Source organism: Micromonospora sp. DT4 (genome assembly GCF_049841675.1).
Classification (GTDB): Bacteria; Actinomycetota; Actinomycetes; order Mycobacteriales; family Micromonosporaceae; genus Micromonospora.
This window is the reverse complement of the sequence record NZ_JBNCKT010000002.1, coordinates 111,155-129,094: the sequence shown is the minus strand read 5'-3', so window position 1 is coordinate 129,094 and position 17,940 is coordinate 111,155. Positions and strand designations below refer to the sequence as shown.

The 17,940-nt window shown below is 72.0% G+C and carries 16 protein-coding genes and 1 pseudogene; 11 read left to right on the top strand and 6 right to left on the bottom strand.

Annotated elements, in window-relative coordinates; genetic code table 11:
• Positions 1–3: 3 nt before the first annotated feature.
• Positions 4–1,284 (top strand): ABC transporter permease, encoded by a 1,281-nt coding sequence (locus tag ACLQ24_RS01560; protein ID WP_425888594.1) that lies wholly within the window; start codon positions 4–6, stop codon positions 1,282–1,284.
• Positions 1,285–1,344: 60 nt separating this feature from the next.
• Here ACLQ24_RS01560 and ACLQ24_RS01555 read toward each other — a convergent pair whose 3' ends face one another.
• Positions 1,345–1,791 (bottom strand): peptidase inhibitor family I36 protein, encoded by a 447-nt coding sequence (locus tag ACLQ24_RS01555; RefSeq protein ID WP_425888593.1) that lies wholly within the window; start codon positions 1,789–1,791, stop codon positions 1,345–1,347.
• A 163-nt stretch (positions 1,792–1,954) separates the two neighbouring features.
• On the opposite strand from ACLQ24_RS01555, the gene ACLQ24_RS01550 reads away from it, so the two are divergent.
• From ACLQ24_RS01550 to ACLQ24_RS01540, 3 genes are all read left to right on the top strand, one after another.
• Positions 1,955–2,659, top strand: a complete 705-nt coding sequence (locus tag ACLQ24_RS01550; RefSeq protein WP_425888592.1) for a cytidine deaminase — start codon at positions 1,955–1,957, stop codon at positions 2,657–2,659.
• 65 nt (positions 2,660–2,724) lie between these two features.
• Complete coding sequence (locus ACLQ24_RS01545; protein WP_425888591.1) at positions 2,725–4,005, top strand: thymidine phosphorylase; 1,281 nt, start codon at positions 2,725–2,727, stop codon at positions 4,003–4,005.
• Between the two features lie 91 nt (positions 4,006–4,096).
• A complete protein-coding gene (locus ACLQ24_RS01540; RefSeq protein ID WP_425888590.1) occupies positions 4,097–4,777 on the top strand; it encodes a DUF4272 domain-containing protein in 681 nt (226 codons plus the stop codon).
• 2 nt (positions 4,778–4,779) lie between these two features.
• Here ACLQ24_RS01540 and ACLQ24_RS01535 read toward each other — a convergent pair whose 3' ends face one another.
• Together ACLQ24_RS01535 and ACLQ24_RS01530 are read right to left on the bottom strand one after the other, a co-directional pair.
• A complete protein-coding gene (locus ACLQ24_RS01535) occupies positions 4,780–5,652 on the bottom strand; it encodes a putative RNA methyltransferase (protein WP_425888589.1) in 873 nt (290 codons plus the stop codon).
• Between the two features lies 1 nt (position 5,653).
• Positions 5,654–6,145, bottom strand: a complete 492-nt coding sequence (locus ACLQ24_RS01530; protein ID WP_425888588.1) for a MarR family winged helix-turn-helix transcriptional regulator — start codon at positions 6,143–6,145, stop codon at positions 5,654–5,656.
• Between the two features lie 59 nt (positions 6,146–6,204).
• Between ACLQ24_RS01530 and ACLQ24_RS01525 the strand changes: the two are divergent.
• Positions 6,205–6,620, top strand: a pseudogene (locus ACLQ24_RS01525) (PPOX class F420-dependent oxidoreductase).
• A 45-nt stretch (positions 6,621–6,665) separates the two neighbouring features.
• Positions 6,666–7,739, top strand: a complete 1,074-nt coding sequence (locus tag ACLQ24_RS01520) for an adenosine deaminase (RefSeq protein ID WP_425888587.1) — start codon at positions 6,666–6,668, stop codon at positions 7,737–7,739.
• A gap of 6 nt (positions 7,740–7,745) precedes the next feature.
• Here the strand turns inward: ACLQ24_RS01520 and ACLQ24_RS01515 are convergent, their stop codons facing one another.
• Positions 7,746–8,063 (bottom strand): hypothetical protein, encoded by a 318-nt coding sequence (locus tag ACLQ24_RS01515; protein ID WP_425888586.1) that lies wholly within the window; start codon positions 8,061–8,063, stop codon positions 7,746–7,748.
• Between the two features lie 503 nt (positions 8,064–8,566).
• On the opposite strand from ACLQ24_RS01515, the gene ACLQ24_RS01510 reads away from it, so the two are divergent.
• From ACLQ24_RS01510 to ACLQ24_RS01495, 4 genes are all read left to right on the top strand, one after another.
• Positions 8,567–12,166 carry a nitrate- and nitrite sensing domain-containing protein gene (locus tag ACLQ24_RS01510; protein ID WP_425888585.1) on the top strand — a complete coding sequence of 1,200 codons (3,600 nt, stop codon included), beginning with the start codon at positions 8,567–8,569 and terminating at the stop codon, positions 12,164–12,166.
• On the top strand, positions 12,163–12,567 hold the full coding sequence (locus ACLQ24_RS01505) for a roadblock/LC7 domain-containing protein (protein ID WP_007455462.1): 405 nt from the start codon (positions 12,163–12,165) through the stop codon (positions 12,565–12,567). Before ACLQ24_RS01510 ends, ACLQ24_RS01505 begins: the two co-directional genes overlap by 4 nt.
• 98 nt (positions 12,568–12,665) lie before the next feature.
• Positions 12,666–13,043, top strand: coding sequence for a DUF742 domain-containing protein (locus ACLQ24_RS01500; protein ID WP_030329021.1), 378 nt, complete (start codon positions 12,666–12,668; stop codon positions 13,041–13,043).
• Position 13,044: 1 nt separating this feature from the next.
• On the top strand, positions 13,045–13,638 hold the full coding sequence (locus tag ACLQ24_RS01495; protein ID WP_007455465.1) for a GTP-binding protein: 594 nt from the start codon (positions 13,045–13,047) through the stop codon (positions 13,636–13,638).
• Positions 13,639–14,002: 364 nt separating this feature from the next.
• Here ACLQ24_RS01495 and ACLQ24_RS01490 read toward each other — a convergent pair whose 3' ends face one another.
• Complete coding sequence (locus ACLQ24_RS01490; RefSeq protein ID WP_425888657.1) at positions 14,003–16,432, bottom strand: transposase; 2,430 nt, start codon at positions 16,430–16,432, stop codon at positions 14,003–14,005.
• A gap of 39 nt (positions 16,433–16,471) precedes the next feature.
• Positions 16,472–17,431 (bottom strand): DNA primase, encoded by a 960-nt coding sequence (locus tag ACLQ24_RS01485; protein ID WP_425888584.1) that lies wholly within the window; start codon positions 17,429–17,431, stop codon positions 16,472–16,474.
• 160 nt (positions 17,432–17,591) lie between these two features.
• Between ACLQ24_RS01485 and ACLQ24_RS01480 the strand changes: the two genes are divergently transcribed.
• Entirely contained in the window at positions 17,592–17,933 is a 342-nt protein-coding gene (locus ACLQ24_RS01480) for a PadR family transcriptional regulator (RefSeq protein ID WP_425888583.1), read from the top strand.
• Positions 17,934–17,940: the final 7 nt, after the last annotated feature.

Here is a 17,940-nt window from a genome sequence, read left to right as displayed (position 1 = left end):
CGCATGTCCACCATGGCTGTCCCCGACGTCGCCGTCGCCCAGGTCGACGAGGGCTTCTGGACCCGGCCCCGCAAGGTCGGCCTCACCCTGTTGGCGCTCGGCCTGCTCTCGGCGGTGCTCTTCGGCGCCCTCGCCACCGACCAGCAGGCCCGTTTCACGCTCAGCGACGACGCGGCCGGCGCGGCGCTGGAGATCAACGGCACGATCGGCGCGATCCTGTTCGGGATCATCGCGATCGCCGCTGGCGCGGCGCTGCTCGCCGGAGTGCCGAAGCGCTGGTTCCTTCCCGTGCTCGGCGTCGGGCTGGTCGGTTTCGTGCTCTCCTTCCTCTGCTGGCAGGTCTCCGCCGCGCCGACCGGGCAGAACTTCATGCCGCTGGTCAACATCATCCGGGGCACGTTCATCCTGGCCCTGCCGCTGATCTTCGGCGCGCTGGCCGGGGTGCTCTGCGAGCGGTCTGGCGTGGTCAACGTGGCCATCGAGGGGCAGCTGCTGATGGGCGCGTTCAGCGGCGCGCTGTTCGGCAGCATCTCCGGCAACGTCTGGGTGGGCCTGGTCGCCGCCGCCATCGGTGGCGCGTTCATCTCGCTGCTGCTGGCCGTCTTCGCCATCCGCTACCTGGTCGACCAGGTCGTCATGGGCATCGTGCTGAACCTGCTCGCGGTCGGTGTCACCGGCTTCCTCTACGAGCGGCTGATGCAGACCGACGCGGAGAAGTACAACAGCGCGCCCCGCTTCAGCAACTGGGAGATCCCGCTGCTCAAGGACATTCCGGTGCTCGGGCCGGCGCTGTTCCGCGGCAACATCTTCCTCTATTTCGGCCTGCTGCTGGTGCTGGTGATCCACATCGGGCTGTTCCGCACCCGCTGGGGGCTGCGGACCCGGTCGGTGGGTGAGCACCCGATCGCCGCCGACACGCTCGGCGTCAAGGTGCTGCGGGTGCGCTACCGCAACGTGCTGCTGGCCGGTGTGGTCGCCGGTATCGGTGGCGCGTCGTACACGCTGGCGCTCTACTCGTTCACCAAGAACATGATCGGCGGCAAGGGCTTCATTGCGCTGGCCGCGCTGATCTTCGGCCGCTGGAACCCGACCGGGGCGCTGCTCGCCGCGCTCTTCTTCGGCTTCGCCGACCAGCTCGCCACCTACCTGGGTGCCATCAACAGTGTGATCCCGAGCCAGTTCCTGGCCATGCTGCCCTACCTGGCGACCATCCTGGCGGTCGCCGGTCTGGTCGGTCGGGTCCGGGCGCCCGCCGCCGACGGTAAGCCGTACATCAAGGGCTGACGACATGCGAAAGCGGCGGCCGACCGGGACCGGTCGACCGCCGCTTGTGGTGTCCGCCGTCTAGCAGGCGGCGGACGCCTTGTCGTTGAAGTTGACCATCTTGAAGGTGCCGTCGCGGTAGTCGAGGACCTGCACGCTGCGCAGGTTCGACAGGGATTTCTTCGCCCCCACGCCCAGCTCGTACCCGCTCTTGCGGTACGGGTCGGCGAGCTCGTAGAGGAACACCGCGCTACCGCTGTTGTTGATGATCGACGAGGTGTGGTCCGCGACCGGGTTGCCGTTGTCGAAGTGGTTGTCGCCGAGGTTGAGGTCGCACCCTCCGCTCACCCGGAAGATCCCGCCGGAGAAGTTCTCCACTTCGTACAGGCAGATCTGGCCCGACTTGCACTGACTCGCGCTGGCCTGGGCGCTCGTGGTCGTGGCCATGGTGAGTCCACCGAGGGTCACCCCGAACGCGGTCAGCGCGGCCCCGACTCGTTTTGCGATTCGCACAATAGATCCCTTCATGATCATTAGTACGTTTCGCCGCCGAACGGTACCTCCATGCTCTGAACAACGACTTTATCCGTAATCTGGAGCATCCGGTCACACCGCCCGGAGCCGGCGCGGTGGGACGTCGACCGGCACCCTGGTCGCGTCTGACCTGCGCTGCTTCGGGCAGAATGACGGGATGACCGAGATCGACTGGGAACGACTACGAGCTGCCGCCACCGAAGCGATGCGGCACGCGTACGCGCCGTACTCGACGTTCCCGGTCGGCGCCGCGGCGCTGGTGGACGACGGCCGCGTCGTGGTCGGCTGCAATGTCGAGAACGCCGCGTACGGGGTGACGCTCTGCGCCGAATGCGGAGTGGTGTCCAGCCTGCACGCCACCGGTGGCGGTCGCCTCGTCGCGCTCTCCTGCGTCGACGCCACCGGTGAGCCGCTGATGCCGTGCGGCCGGTGCCGGCAACTGCTCTGGGAGAACGGCGGCCCGGAGTGCCTGATCGAGACGAAGACCCGCCCGCTGCGGATGGCCGAACTGCTGCCGCACGCCTTCGGCGTGGAGAACCTGGAGGCGGTGACCGGGGAGACTCCGGTGCCGGTGGTCCCGGAGCGGCTGGCCGCCTGGCGCGGGCGCGGCACCGTCTTCGTGCACCCGGACATGTCTGCGGGGCAGCAGGTCTGGACGGCGTACTGGGAGCGGTCGGCCGGGGACGACGCGGACGCCGAGACCGGAGTGCTGGAGGAGGCGCCGAACTGGGACGACCCTGCCGAGGCGATCACCTGGGGAATGGCCCGGACGCCGCGCGTCGTCGTGGTGGACGAGACGGGCACGATTTTCTGGGCTGGCGAGGGGGAGCCGCCTGCGGAGATCCCGGTTCGTTGGGGTTGAGCGCCCCGACGTGGTCACCGACCGTGGGTCGGGTTCTGCATGACGACGCGAGAAGGAACCACAAGGTGAGCGGGTTTGCTGCTGTTGACGTTATTCGGGTCAAGCGGGACGGGGGTGTGCTGTCGGACGCGCAGATCGACTGGGTGATGGACGCGTACACCCGGGGGGTCGTCGCCGACGAGCAGATGTCGGCGCTGGCCATGGCCATTCTGCTCAACGGCATGACCGGGCCGGAGATCGCCCGGTGGACCGCCGCGATGATCGCCAGCGGTGAGCGGCTCGACCTCTCGGCGGTACGCCGTCCCACCGTCGACAAGCACTCCACCGGCGGCGTCGGCGACAAGATCACGCTGCCGCTCACGCCGTTGGTCGCCGCGTGCGGCGCCGCCGTTCCGCAGCTCAGCGGACGGGGCCTCGGGCACACCGGTGGCACGCTGGACAAGCTGGAGTCCATCCCGGGCTGGCGGGCGGGGCTGAGCAACGACGAGTTCATCAGCCAGCTCGGCGAGGTCGGCGCGGTGATCTGCGCGGCCGGCGCGGGGCTCGCCCCGGCCGACCGCAAGCTGTACGCGCTGCGCGACGTGACCGGCACCGTGGAGGCGATCCCGCTGATCGCCAGCTCGATCATGAGTAAGAAGATCGCCGAGGGCACCGGAGCGTTGGTCCTCGACGTCAAGGTCGGCTCGGGCGCCTTCATGAAGTCCGTCGACCAGGCCCGCGAGCTGGCACGCACGATGGTGGAGCTGGGCGGTGCGCACGGCGTACGGACGGTCGCCCTGCTCACCGACATGTCCACCCCGCTCGGCCTGACCATCGGCAACGCGGTCGAGGTGACCGAGTCGGTCGAGGTGCTGGCCGGGGGAGGGCCCGCCGACGTGGTGGAGCTGACCCTCGCGCTGGCCCGGGAGATGCTCGACGCCGCCGGCCTACCGGACGTCGACCCCGCTGCTGCCCTGCGCGACGGGCGGGCGATGGACTCCTGGCGGGCGATGATCCGGGCGCAGGGCGGCGATCCGGACGCACCGATGCCGACCGCCCCGGAGGTCGAGGTGGTCCGGGCCGACCAGGACGGATACGTGGCAGCCGTCGACGCGTACGCCATGGGGGTTGCGGCCTGGCGGCTCGGCGCGGGCCGGGCCCGCAAGGAGGACCCGGTCAGCGTGCCGGCCGGCGTGGTGTTGCACAAGCGGCCGGGTGACGCGGTGCGGGCCGGCGACCCTCTCTACGAGCTGCGCGCCGAGGATCCGTCGCGGATTCCGGCGGCCCTGGCGGAGGCAACTCGCGCGGTGCACATTGCACCGACCGCGCCAGCCGCAGCAGCCCTGGTCATCGAACGGATCGGCTGACCACCCGAGGGTCGGGGTGGCGTGGTGCCGGTCACCTGGGAGCGCTATCCTCGCAGGCCAAAGGCGTCGCGTGCAGACAGGAAGTTGCCCCGTGACCGTACCTGCCCCCGACCCTCGCGAGGTGCGTGAGGCGAGCCTGGACGAGCTGTCCCGGCTCGGCCTGCCGCTGCCGCCGGCCCAGTTTCCGCTCGTGTGGGAGCCGGGTGACGAGATCGAGCTGCGCCCCCGGCCCGAGATCGAGGCGCGCATCGCCGTGCTGCACCTCATCCTGGCCCGCTGCTTCGGGATGCCCCCGCAGGCGGCGATGAGCTGGCTGCTCGGCTCGCACCTGGTCGAGATGGTCACCCCGCCGGAGTGGCAGTTCGTGATGGGCGGCAAGGGTGACCACCGCTCGTTCGTGCTGCACCACGACGCGCTCTTCGCGCTGGCCTGGGTGCTGGGGCTGAGCAAGCAGCTCGACCCCACCCTGGCGGTGGACGAGCGGCTGGTCGAGCGGCTGCCGCACATCGCCGAGGGGGAGACCTTCGGGCGCTGGCAGTCCCGCATCCTCGCCGTGCCGCAGCATCCGGTCGACGCGGCGGCCCTGCTCGATCTGCACTACTGCCTGGACTGGGCGTACCTGGAGACCGAGCGCACCGGCCGCCCCCTGCCGGGGATGGTCGACGCCAACGCGATCGGGCAGCGGCGCTGGGCGCTGGAGTGGGCGGTGATCCTGCGCGGGCCCTACCACGACGAGCCGCCCGGCTGGGAAGAGGTCGACCTCTCTACCTGAGGTCAGCGGGGACGGTAGGCGTCCAGCCGGACCGCCACGGACACCCGGACCGGATCGGGCAGCGCGGCCAGCCGGTCGGCGAGCGCCGCCGGGTCGGTGTGCCAGGCGCTCGGACCCATCCCGACCAGCGTGGCGATCTCCGGCCGGGTCAGGGTCAGCTCCGCGCGGTGCGCCGTCGAGCTGACCGGCGTGAAGTGACCACCCAGCGTGGCGGTCACCCGGTCGGCCTTGTCCGGGTCCACCCGCAGCAGGCCCAGGGCGTCCACCAGTTCGGTGAGATGGTCGGCGGCGGGCGTCACCACCAGCAACGTGCCGGCCGGGTCGAGCACCCGGTGGAACTCCGGCCCGTTGCGCGGGGCGAACACGTTCAGCAGCACGGCCGTCGAGCCGTCCGCCAGGGGCAGCCGCTGCCAGGTGTCGGCCAGCGCCGCCGCCGCCCGGGGGTGCGCCCGCGCCGCGCGACGCAGCGCCGGCTTGGAGACGTCCAGGGCCAGACCCACGGAGTCCGGCAGCGCCGCCAGCACCGCGCCGAGGTAGCGGCCCGTGCCCGCGCCGACGTCCACCACCAGGGGGTACGCGTCGAACGACGAGACGTCGCGCAGGTGCTGCACGGCTCGGGTCGTGGCGGCGGCAAGCGCGGCCGAGATGACGTCGTAGTGACCGGCGGCCTGGAACTCCGCGCGTGCGGCGATCATCTCGGCGCTGTCGCCGACGTGCGGCGCTCGGCCGGTGAGCAGGTTCACGTAGCCCTGGCGGGCGATGTCGAAGGTGTGCCGGCGCCCACAGCGCAGCGCCCGGGCGGTGCCGGCGGTCGTCTCGGCCAGGGGTTCGCCGCAGACCGGGCAGCTCAGCCGGCCGAGGATGCGCGGGTCCATGTCAGGCCTCCGGGCCCCGCCGGGGGCGGGGCGCGCGGCTCTGCGCGAGGTGGTCGACGACCCGGTGGGTGAACGCGCCGAGCGCCTCGACCTCGGCCGGGGTGAGCAGGTCGAGGAAGTGCTGCCGGACGGCGGTCACGTGGCCGGGGGCGGCGGCCTCGATGGCGTTCCGGCCGGCCCGGGTGAGCACGACGAACGCGCCTCGGGCGTCGTCCGGGCACTCCTCCCGGGTCACCAGGCCGCGCTGCTGCATCCGGGTCAAATGGTGGGAGAGTCGACTGCGGGACCAGAGCATCCGGTCCGCCAGTTCGCTGAGGCGCAGCCGGCCCTGCGGCGTCTCGGAGAGGTCGGAGAGCACGTCGTAGTCCGGCTCGGACAGGCCGGCGTCCTGGCTCAGCTCCCGGGCCAGTTCCAGGTCGAGCAGGCGGCGCATCCGACGGTAGCCCCGCCAGGCGCGGTCCTGGCGCTCGTCCAGCCACCGGGTCGCTTCCATGCCGTTCAGCCTAGCGTCTTGGTTGACATGTCATCGAATCGCCTCCTACGGTCGATGACATGTCAACAAATCTCTTGTGGGACCTCTTCGGCACCCGAGGACGCGGCGTGCTCGTCACCCTGCGCCGCGACGGCCGACCCCAACTGTCCAACCTCGACTACCTGGCCGAACCCGGGTTGATCCGCTGCTCCACCACGGGCGACCGGGCGAAGGTGCGCACCTGCGCCGCGACCCCCGGGCCAGCTTCCACGTGACCACGCCGGACGGCGGCGCGTACGCGGTCGCCGAGGGAACCGTGACGCTCACCGAGCCGGCGGCGGCAACCGGCGACGCGGCGGTCGACGAGCTGATCGAGGTCTACCGGGGGATCCGCGGCGACCACCCGGACTGGGCGGACTACCGCGCCGCGATGGTCGCCGACGGGCGGGTGGTCCTGCGGTTCGCCGTCGACCGCGTCTACGGCTGGCCCGGATGAGCGGGCTGGCGCGGCTGGTCCGAGCAGGCTGACTAGGGTCTGAGCATGGTCGCAACTATCCGGTACGAGGACATCGTCAAGGTCCCGAAGGCGCTGCTACACGATCACCTCGACGGTGGGCTGCGTCCGGCGACCATCGTCGAGTTGGCGGCGGAGGTGGGGCACGAGCTGCCCACCACCGACCCCGAGGCGCTCGGGCGCTGGTTCGTGGAGGCCGCCGACTCGGGGTCGCTGGAGCGTTACCTGGAGACGTTCGCGCACACCGTGGCGGTCATGCAGAGCGGGCCGGCGCTGCGCCGGGTGGCGCGCGAGTGCGCGCTGGACCTGGCCGCCGACGGCGTCGTCTACGCCGAGGTGCGCTTCGCTCCCGAGCAGCACCTGGAGCGGGACCTGAGCCTGGACGAGGTGGTCGAGGCCGTGCTGGCCGGGTTTGCCGAGGGAACCGCCCAGGCCGTCGAGGCGGGCCTGAGCATCCGGGTGGGCACGCTGCTCACCGCCATGCGGCACGCGGCCCGCTCGCAGGAGATCGCCGAGCTGGCGGTGCGGCACCGTGACGCCGGGGTGGTCGGCTTCGACATCGCCGGCGCCGAGGCGGGGTTCCCGCCCACCCGCCACCTGGATGCCTTCGAATACCTGCAGCGGGAGAACTTCCACTTCACCATCCACGCCGGTGAGGCGTTCGGGCTGCCGTCGATCTGGCAGGCGATCCAGTGGTGCGGTGCGGACCGGCTCGGTCACGGCGTACGGATCGTAGACGACATCGCCCCGGACGGCGCGCTCGGTCGGCTGGCCGCGTACGTCCGGGACAAGCGGATTCCGCTGGAGCTGTGCCCGTCGTCGAACGTGCAGACCGGGGCGGTGGCCTCGATCGCCGAGCACCCGATCGGTCTGCTGCGGGACCTGCGGTTCCGGGCCACCGTCAACACCGACAACCGGCTGATGAGCGGCACGTCCATGTCCCGGGAGATGTCGCTGCTGGTGGAGACGTTCGGCTACGGCTGGCGCGAGTTGCAGTGGTTTACCATCAACGCGATGAAGAGCGCCTTCATCCCGTTCGACGAGCGACTGCGGATCATCGACGAGGTGATCAAGCCGGCGTACGCCAAGCTGCTGGCCTGACCCTGGTCAGCCGTGCGGGTGGCCTTCTCGGCCGTGCGGGTGGTGGCCGGCGAGCAGGTCGGCCACCCGGCGCAGCACCTCCCGGGCCCGGGCCGCCTCGGCGCCCAGGCCCGTCTGGCGGCGCAGCACCGCGGGCTCCGCCCGCAGCAGCACCACGCCGCGCCGGACCAGCACCCGGGGCGCCTTGCGCTGCTCGGCCAGGTCGCGGGCCAGCCGGCGCAGGAACGTCGCCCCCCGAGGGCGACGCAGCGCGTAGGCCCCGGCGAGCAGCCCCCGCCGGCGGCACTCCTCGACGATCTCGGCGGCGAAAATCCCTTCGGCCACGAAAAGTGGCGATCCGTCGACGTCGAATGGCCGGGTGGCTACCCGTCGATCCGCACCGATCGCATAAACAGGCACATCGGCACGGCCTTCGCGGGCAAGTCGCGCAATCGTTTCGACGGCGGTCGAGGCGTCCCAGGACTGCGGCGATTCCCAATCGACCTGGCCGTTTCGCCGTGGCAACGTAGGGTCATCGCCGTCTTTGTAGAAGTCGTCCAGGCACAGCACGGGCAGACCTGTTTGCTGCGCTATGTACGACTTTCCGGAGCCTGAGGGGCCGGCGAGCAGGACAACGCGGTGGGGATGTTTCATTACTTTCAGTTACTCCGGCCAGACGGACTGCTATCAAATCGTATCAACATCTCATCACACCTACAGCCGGTGACAACCTGGGCTTTCTTCTTGCCGGGCGGCGTGATGGAATCTCGGGGGTCCGACCCGCCGGGTCGGTCGCTGGGCGTTGCCCGGGGCAACGCGTTCAAAGCTGTAATCGCGAGGACGGTGACGTGAGCAAACGGCCAAAGACGGCGGGCTCCTTCCTGTCGCGGCTGCGCCGGCCGGCCAGCCGACTCCGGGACATGCCGATCTGGTCCAAGCTCGGTCTCATCATGATCGTGCCGACCATCGCCACGGTCGTTGTGGGTAGCAGTGGTTTGGTCGACCACCTGGAGACGCTCAACAATGCCAACCGGGCCGGCGACCTGGCCAACCTGTCGAGCCGTTCGGGTGACCTGATCGACACCCTGCAGGACGAGCGGACCACCGCCGTGCTGCTGCTCCAGGCGACGGGTACGCAGCCGAAGGCGCAGTACCAGGAGGCCTACAACCGGGTGAACTCCCGGGTGGACCAGGCGACGGGTCCGTACCGTCAGCGGCGGGGCGACGTCGAGGACCTGCCGGGCAGCTTCGAAGGCCTGCTCGACGGCATCGACCAGAGCCTCAAGGACCTGCCGGGCGTCCGCAGTCAGGTGTTCAACGGCAAGCTCAAGCTCGCCGAGGCCGTCCAGGCGTACGAGGGTCTCATCGACGACCTCCTCGCCATCCGTGACTCGGCCACCCAGCTCGCCGGCAACAACGACCTGAGCGACCGGATGCGGGCCGCCGCGGCGGTGGCGCGCGAGAAGGAATTCCTCGCCCTCCGCCGGGTCGTCGTCCACCGGGCCCTCGGCGTGCAGGGTGGGCAACGGCTGACTCCGGCGCTGCGCACCGACTACATCGCCAGCGGCACCGGCCAGCAGCAGGCGCTGCAGAGCTTCAAGGCGGTGGCCAGCCCGGACGAGGCGAAGTTCCACGACCAGACGGTCGCCGGCGGTGACCGCCGCGAGGCGCAGAAATACACCGGCTGGATCGACGGCAACACCACCGGCGACATGCGCGGCGCCCCGTTCGGCCCGGACCAATGGGACTCGGCCATGACGGCCAACGCCAAGCTGATCCGCGCCGTCGAGACGAAGCTTGACGGCGACGTGGTCGCCGAGGCCGACAACCTCCGCTCGGACGTCCAGCGCCAGGTGTTCCTGGAGACCGGCCTGCTGCTCAGCGTGCTGCTGCTGGCCATCCTCTTCGCGTACCTGGTCGCCCGCTCGATGGCTCGCTCGCTGCGTGAGCTGCGTCAGGGCGCGCTCTCCGTCGCCCAGTACGGGCTACCGCAGGCGGTGGCCCGACTGCGTGACCCGCAGGTCGTCGGGCAGCTCTCCCCGGTGCAGCTGGCCAACCAGATCGCCGAGCCGCTGCCGGTCCGCAGCAAGGACGAGTTCGGCCAGGTGACCGAGGCGTTCAACGCCGTCCACCTGGAAGCCGTCCGCACAGCCGCCGAGCAGGCGGCGCTGCGTGCCTCCGTCGCGACCATGTTCGTCAACCTGGCCCGTCGTTCGCAGATCCTGGTCGACCGCCTCATCGGGCACCTCGACCGGTTGGAGCGCGGCGAGGAAGACCCGGACCGGCTGGCCGAGCTGTTCCAGCTCGACCACCTGGCCACCCGGATGCGCCGCAACGACGAAAACCTGCTCGTTCTCGCGGGCGCCGACTCCACCCGTGTACAGCGCGAGCCGGCGGCGCTCATCGACGTGCTGCGCGCGGCGCAGTCCGAGGTCGAGCACTACACCCGCATCGAGTTCGGGGTCATCGACCGGGACATCGAGGTCGCCGCGCACGCGGTCAACGACCTGGTGCACCTCGTCGCCGAGCTGTTCGACAACGCCACCGCGTTCTCCCCTCCGGACTCGCAGGTCATGGTCGAAGCCCGCCGGGTCGGTGACCGCGCCACGCTCTACGTGGAGGACCGCGGCATCGGCATCAGCCGCGAGCAGTTGCACGAGCTCAACGACAAGCTCGCGACGCCGCCGCAGGTGGACGTGGCCGTCTCCCGGATGATGGGCCTGGTCGTGGTCGCCCGCCTGGCGTCGCGGCACGGCGTTCGCGTCGAGCTGCGCCCCGGCGCCGATCGCGGCACGGTCGCCGACGCGACCCTGCCCACCTCGGTGCTGGTGCCCCGGGCGCTCTCCGGCCGGGTGCAGCATCCGCCGGCCCTTCCCGCCGCCGGTGGCCCGCAGCCCGCTGGGCCGTCGCCGGTCCTCGGCGCGCTGCCCGCGCTGGGCAACGGGTCACGCCCCGGCGAGTCCGGCAACCAGGTCACCCTCGGTGGTCGGCCGTTCGACCCGGCATCGCGCAACGGTTCCGGTACGCCCGCCAACACGGGTGGATACCGCTCGATGCCCGCCTGGTCGGACCTGACCGGCGCGAGCGCGCCGAACGGCGTCAACGGCGGCGACGGGTTCACCCCCCGGAACGCCAACGGGCAGTCCGTCGACCCGCTGCCGCAGCGCCGGGCCGGTGACGAGCCGAACGGCGGCCAGCAGCCGAACATCCCGCGGCAGCTCCCCAGCAGCCCGGAGGCGCACCCGTACTCCGCCCCGCCGGTCTCCGCCCAGCCCTACTCCGGTGCGCCGGTCTCCGCCTCGCCGGCCTCCGGTCAGCCGTACTCCGGTCAGCCGTACTCCGGCCAGCCGTACTCGGGTGCGCCGTACGCCGGTCCGCCGGTGTCCGCGTCGCCCGTCTCGGCCTCCCCGGCGTCCGGCCAGCCGTACTCGGCCTCCCCGGCGTCCGGCCAGCCGTACTCGGCGCCGCCGGCCTCCGGCCAGTCGTTCAGCGGCTTCACCCCCCGGTCCGCCCCGCCCGCTCCGGCCCCCAGCGCTCCGGCGCCGCCGGCCTGGCCGCCGGTCCCCGGCGGCGAGCGGGACGCGCAGACCCCGCCGGTTCCCGAGCGGCTCGCCGCCGCACTGGACATGACGACGGAGCTGCCCCGGGTGCCGCGACCCGGCGAACAGCCGGCCACCGCCGCCCAGCCACCGGCTCCCGCGCCGCAGGCCGCGCCCGCCCCACAGGCGCAGGCGCCGTTGGCGCCGGCCCGCCCGGCGCCGCAGCAGCCGCAGGCACAGAACCGCCAGCGGTACGCGGACGAGACCATGGAACTGCCGATCTTCCGGGAGCTCGAGTCCGCCTGGTTCCGTACCCGCCGTCCGGGTCCGGAGGAGGCCACGGCCGGTGCCACGCCGGCGGCGAACGGCGGTGACGCGACCCAGCAGTTCGCCGCGGTCGATGCCACCGGTCGGGCAGCCCACAAGACACCACCCGGGACGACAGGTAACACACCGATGGCAGACACTCCGACGGCCGGAGGAGCGCTGCGGGACAACGGGTCGACAGCGAACGGGGGCGCACGCCCCGGCCTCGCCGAGGGCCTGCCGAACCGCCGGCCCCAATCGCAGAACAACGGCTGGCAGACCGCCGCCGACGACGGCTGGCGCGCCGCCTCGGCCGCGGCCACCGCGGTGCCGGTGAACGAGACCACCACGACCGGCCTGCCCAAGCGCAAGCCGATGGCGCAGCTGGTGCCGGGCGCGGTGGAGAAGCCCGCCACCTCGGTCCAGCGACGCTCCCCGGAGGCGGTCCGTGGCCTGCTCTCCGCCTACCACCGGGGCGTGCAGCGAGGGCGTAGCACCTCGGACAACCCGACCAGCCCGGAGGAGACTCCGGGAGGGCAGCAATCCTCGCAGTCTGGCTCAGGCCCAGCGGCCGGGAGCGGGCAGAAGGAGCAAGAAGGATGACAACTACGCAGGATCTTGGTTGGCTGCTGGCCAACTTCGCCGACCGGGTGCCGGGTGTCGCACACGCGGTCGCCGTCTCGGCGGACGGCCTGCTCCTCGCGTCGTCACGGGACCTGCCGCGGGACAGGGCAGACCAGCTCGCCGCGATCGCGTCCGGTCTGGTCAGCCTGACCCAGGGTGCGGCCCGCTGCTTCGAGGGAGGCGCGGTGCTGCAGACCGTCGTGGAGATGGACAATGGCTTCCTGTTCCTGATGTCCATCTCGGATGGTTCGTCCTTCGCCGTGCTGGCGGCCCGCAGCTCAGACGTCGGGCAGGTTGGCTACGAGATGGCGCTACTGGTCGACCGGGTGGGCGACGCCCTGACCCCGCAGCCGCGCGCGGCCGCGGGCATGCTGGGCTGACGTCTCGCCGATCGTGCGGTCGGCGCAACTGAAACGACAAGGACGACGAGTTCCACCGGTGGGAGCCGGTACGGGGTGCGAAGGAGGTGAGCGGCGACATGGCCGATCGTGACGAACCGACCGGAGCGTTGGTCCGTCCATACGCCGTGACCCGTGGTCGAACCCGTCCCCGGCTCGACATCGCGCTGGAGGCGCTCGTCGAGACGACGGTGCGCGGTCGGGCCGCTGCCAATGGCAACGGCGGCCAGGGCCGCGAACACCAGTACATTGCCGCGCTGTGTGACGGACGCGTGCAATCGCTCGCCGAGATCGCGGCGCGGATGCAGCTGCCGCTCGGTGTGGCCCGGGTGCTCATCGCCGACATGGCGACGGACGGCCTGGTCGCGGTCCACGAGCCGACCATCCTGGACGACTCCGATGACGCGGTGGGCACTGAACTGCTGGAGAGGGTGCTGAGTGGACTTCGCAGGCTCTGACATGTCGCACCGCCCGCCGAACCCGAGTGGGCGCGTGACGTCGGCGAAGATCGTTATCGCCGGTGGATTCGGCGTCGGCAAGACGACGCTGGTCGGCTCGGTCTCGGAGATCACGCCGCTGACCACCGAGGCCATCATGACCTCGGCCGGCGTGGGCGTCGACGACACCCGGCAGGTGCCGGGCAAGACGACGACCACGGTGGCCATGGACTTCGGCCGGATCTCGATCGACCGTGATCTGATCCTGTACCTGTTTGGTACGCCGGGTCAGACCCGATTCTGGTTCATGTGGGATGAACTGGTGCGGGGTGCGATCGGTGCGGTCGTGCTGGTGGACACCCGCCGGCTGGCCGACTGCTTCGCGGCTATCGACTTCTTCGAGCACCGACGGCTGCCGTACCTGGTGGCCATCAACTGCTTCGACGGGATGCAGTACCACGACCCGCAGGACGTCCGGGACGCCTTGGCGATCTCGAGCGACGTGCCGGTGGTGGCCTGCGACGCCCGTAACCGGGAGTCGACGAAGCACGTGCTGATCTCGCTGGTCGAGTACGTGCTCACCATGCGGCGTACGCGCGCCGTCGCCCCGGCCTGACCGGGAGCTTCCGCGCCCGGTGGTGGCCTTGGCCGCCACCGGGCGTCGAGTGCTCTCCAGGCGGCGGGGCCACCTGCTACACCGCCGTTCCCATGCCCCCGTCTGCCCGCTGAGATGCCCCACGAGCGGTCCCGTCCCCGCGGGCCCGCCACCGCAGCCCTCGCAGCCCTCGCAGCCCCAGCCACGCTCAGCGCCAGCCAGAGTCCTGTGGCCACCGGCGATCCGGCCTGCGAGGCGCTGCTGGCCCGGGTCGCCGCCGTGCTGTCGCGGGCAGCGCGTTTGGTGGGTCCGGGAAGGTTGGCAGTCGTATTCCGCCCTCCGTCTGGCGACGGAGGGCGGAATACGACTCAGATGCGGGTGACGGTCAGGACTGGTAGCCGGCGGAACGGTACTCGTACTCGCGGTCGTCGTCGCGGTCCCCGTGATCGCGGCTGAAGTCCCAACCACCGGCGGCCTCGCGGCCCGGACGGCCGCCCACCGCGAACCCGCCGATCTCCTGGCCACGACGCCAGCCACGGAAGTAGCCAGTGGTGTTCTCCGCGAGGCTCGCCGCGTCCCGCACTATCCGCAGTGGACGCTCCTCGCGCAGCGGGGAGCCCGGGACCAAATTTGCCTGCGGAACGCGCTTCGGCAGGCCGGCGTTGGTCTCGGCGCCGACGGCGGGGCGCGCGGCCTGCTCGGCGGCTTGCCATCCGGTGTCGGCCGTGGTCGACCAGTCGAGATCGGACTCGTCCTCGCTGTGGCCCACGAACCAGGCGGACTTGGCCTGCGCGAAGATCAGTAGATCACCGTCGCCCTCGTCGGCGACCGGCGGCGGCCGGTGCTCGACCGGGGGCGACGGCCGGTGCTCGACGGCCCGCTCGACGCGGGGCGCGGGGCGGTCGTTGCGGGCAGCCTGCTCGCGGTCGACCAGCCGCAGCGGCGGAGTGTCCACGCGGGGCTCAGCCGCAGGCGGGTTGAGACCTTCCCGCAGCGCCCGGTCCGCCAGCGGCGGCGGCTCGACCAGCCGCAGCATGGGGGGCTCCTGGGGCAGGTCGTCGGCCAGCCATGGCGGCGTGACCCGCCCGTCGGCCCGGCCCGGATCGGTCGGGGCCTCGATGCCCCGGTTGCCGCCGTACGGGTAGGCGGCCGGGTTGTTCGGCGAGCTGTCGGCCGGGTCCTCCGGGTTGTTGACCAGGGGCCAGTTCGCCCGGGAGCCCGGAGGCGCGGACTCCTGCTCCGGACGGGGAGCGGGCACGGGGATGCTCAGGTCGGTGACGCTGAAGCCGCCGGTGGGCGGATCCTCGACCGACGGCCGCTGCGGGTGGCTCTGCCGCTCGCCGTTGGTCTTCGGGCGGGGCGGGATGACCGTACGCTGCCGCTCGGCCCGAGCGCTGTTGATGGCGGCGGTGGTCAGCGTCGGCCGGAACGGCTCGCCCGCCTCGGCCGGCGGCACCGCGCCGCGCTGGGCCGGCGCGATCGGGGTGATGCCCGGGGGCGGGGGTGGGGGCGAGGAGACCGGCCGGTTGGTCGGGCCGTCGATCCGGCTCGGAAGCGGTTCGGCACGTCCGGGCGGCGCGGACACCGGCGGACCGGCCATTGCGGCCGGTGCGACCGGCGCGGGTGCGACCGGTGGCGGGGTGATCGGAGCGGGGGCGACGGGTGGCGGCCCGAGTGGTCGAGGTGACGCCAGGGGGGCGCTGCCCGGTGCCGGCTCCGGCCTGCTGCGCCGGCCGCCGACAGGCGTGGGCTCGGCGGCGGCCGGGGTGGCCGGGGCCGGTCGAACGGAGCGCAGGCCGGCGGGAGTGCCGGCGAGGCCGGCGGCGGTGCCGGCGAGGCCGGTCAGCTCGCCGACCGCTTCGCCGCGACGGGCCGCAGCCCGGCGGCCGGGGGCCGGGTCGGGGGTGCTGACGCGCGCGCTGAGGGCGCTGACCAGCGCCTCGCAGCCGGCGTCGCAGGCCCGTACGGAGGCGACGGCCTGCCGGACCGTCTCGGCCACGGCGGAGGTGAGCGCCCGGTTGACGGCGGCGCGACGGGGCGTCTCCGAGATGGCGACCCGCAGCGCCGTGACCGCCTCGTTGATCTCTTCGGCGTCGGCGACCCCGTCCGCCGCCAGGTGTGCGGCGATGGCGTCCGCGGCGACGGACACCTCGCGGCCACGGGCGATGGTGCCGCCGAGCATGCCCGGCTCGGGCAGCGCGTCCAGCACGGCCAGCGACACCGGCTCGGCCGGGTCCGGGTACGCGCGCAGCGCCGCCGGGTAGAGCTCCCGCAGCACCTCGCGCAGCGCCACGGCGGCGGAGTGCCGCCCGCTGGCCAGGGCGGCGTGCGCGGCGAGCACCTGCTTGTAGCCGGCGAGGTCCCGGGGCGCCGGCAGCGCGACGGCGGAGAGAGCACCGGCCTGCAACGCGCGGGCCAGACCGACGGCTCGGCGCTCGGCCGGAGGTGACTGCATCTCGTCCAGCGAGTCGTCGTCCGCGAAGCGCTCGGCGAAGTCGTCCACCGAGTCGTCGTCGGCGATCGCCAGGGGCCGACCCGCCGCGCTCAACAGCGAGGTGACCGTGTGGTCGTCGCTGTCGGCGGCGATGGCAGCACCGCTCGGCCCGCCCGACCGCTCCACGAGCAGCGCGACGAGCTGGGCGTAACCAGCAGCGTCGTCGCCGATCTCACAGACATGCAGCAGACGGCCTGCGTCGTCGACCACAGCGGACGTCAGCGTCGAACCGGCCGAGGCCGGTCGGTCAGCCGGATCCGCCGAGGCCAGACCGCAGTACACGCGCACGAGCGCCACGGCGTCGTCCTCCTCCCGGGACAGGTCTTCCTACTGCCAGCAACTGATGCTCCCCGGTACGGGTCAGTCGCGCCAGTCCACCACCGCAGAGATCTTGCCGACAATGGTGCGCCAACCCAAACTCGCGGTTTGTGCCCCGATTTTCTTCAGGCGCCGCCGGCCCAGGAAGGCGCCGAGGCCGCCGTTGACCGTGGCGCGCAGCGCCTCGTCCAGGTCATCGAGGCTGGAGCCGGCGGAGAGCATGTCCAGGACCGCAGGCAGGCGCAACGCGTACGACAGGTCGCGGGCGACCTCGCCGGCCTCGATCAGCAGGGTCGAATCCCAGGTGTCGTGGCCGCCCCGCAGGTTCTCCACTACGAGATCGAGTTCGTAGGTGTCCTCGTCGAGCGGAACGATGTCGGCGGGCTTCACCCGTTCGGACAATTCATGCCAGCTGTCCAGTTGGGACAGGTCGTTGGGCGCGCCGGAACGGACGAAATTGACCAGCGACTCGGGGGTCTTGAACAGCAGCAACTTGCCCCGGTGGCTGAGGAAGACGGGCACTTCCTCGTCGTCCGCCTCGTCGGTGGCGTCCTCGCCCTCTTCGTCGTCGTCGGTCGCGTCGGCGTCGGCGTCGCGGCGACGGCGCGACGGCTCTTCGTCGTCGCTGTCGGCGAACTCCTCGGCCAGGCCCTCGTCGAGGATGACGACGCTCTCGTCGCCCTCCTCCTCGATGACCTGACGACGGGCGAGGAACGGGTCGTCCTGGTCGCGCTCGGTCACGTCGGTCGGGGTCAGCGACCCGGCCGGCCGGTACGCCCGCAGTGTGAAGCCGGTACCCGCCGGTAGGGCGATCTCCACCGGTTCGATCCGCAGCTCTTCCCAGAGCGACCGGTCGACCGTCGCGCGGGGGGTGTCGTCGGCCTCGTCGGCCTCGTCTGGCTCGGCCGGGCCGGTGGTGTCGTCGAGCTCGGGCTCGTCGGCGTCGGGCCGTTGGGGCGACTGGCGGGCCACGCTGACCTCCGTGTGCTTCGGGTTGCCCACCCGCCGGGGTCTCCGACCGGCGAGTGACTCTGGGCACATACCCTAGTCGGCGGCTCGGGAAGGCCGGAGCCCGCACCCCGGTGGCCGGTCGAGGAACCTCCCGTACCTGCGGGTGAGCGATGGTGGCGGACCGGCCACCTGACAAGTAGCGTAGCTACACATGAAGGCTCAGTCGCTGCACGGTCACCTCGACGCCCTTCTGCTCGCCGTCCTCGAACAGGGCGCGCTGCACGGCTACGCCATCATCGAGTCCCTGCGGACACGCAGTGACGGCAGCCTCGACCTACCCACCGGCACGATCTATCCGGCGCTGCGTAGGCTGGAGCGCGCCGGGCACGTGGCGAGCACGTGGAGCACCGTCAACGGTCGAGAGCGGCGGACGTACCAGCTCACCGACTCCGGCCGCCGCGCGCTGGCCGCGGAGCGGGTTGGATGGCAGGAGTTCCGGCTGACGGTCGGTCGGTTCCTCGACCCCGGCAGCCCGCCCGGCACCCCCGCCTGAGCGGCAA

Coding starts and splice junctions, on each gene's coding strand:
- ACLQ24_RS01560 (WP_425888594.1), top strand. CDS start 4: ATGTCCACCATGGCTGTCCCCGACGTCGCCGTCGCCCAGGTCGACGAG.
- ACLQ24_RS01555 (WP_425888593.1), bottom strand. CDS start 1,791: ATGAAGGGATCTATTGTGCGAATCGCAAAACGAGTCGGGGCCGCGCTG.
- ACLQ24_RS01550 (WP_425888592.1), top strand. CDS start 1,955: ATGACCGAGATCGACTGGGAACGACTACGAGCTGCCGCCACCGAAGCG.
- ACLQ24_RS01535 (WP_425888589.1), bottom strand. CDS start 5,652: ATGGACCCGCGCATCCTCGGCCGGCTGAGCTGCCCGGTCTGCGGCGAA.
- ACLQ24_RS01530 (WP_425888588.1), bottom strand. CDS start 6,145: ATGGAAGCGACCCGGTGGCTGGACGAGCGCCAGGACCGCGCCTGGCGG.
- ACLQ24_RS01520 (WP_425888587.1), top strand. CDS start 6,666: ATGGTCGCAACTATCCGGTACGAGGACATCGTCAAGGTCCCGAAGGCG.
- ACLQ24_RS01505 (WP_007455462.1), top strand. CDS start 12,163: ATGACAACTACGCAGGATCTTGGTTGGCTGCTGGCCAACTTCGCCGAC.
- ACLQ24_RS01500 (WP_030329021.1), top strand. CDS start 12,666: ATGGCCGATCGTGACGAACCGACCGGAGCGTTGGTCCGTCCATACGCC.
- ACLQ24_RS01495 (WP_007455465.1), top strand. CDS start 13,045: ATGTCGCACCGCCCGCCGAACCCGAGTGGGCGCGTGACGTCGGCGAAG.
- ACLQ24_RS01480 (WP_425888583.1), top strand. CDS start 17,592: ATGAAGGCTCAGTCGCTGCACGGTCACCTCGACGCCCTTCTGCTCGCC.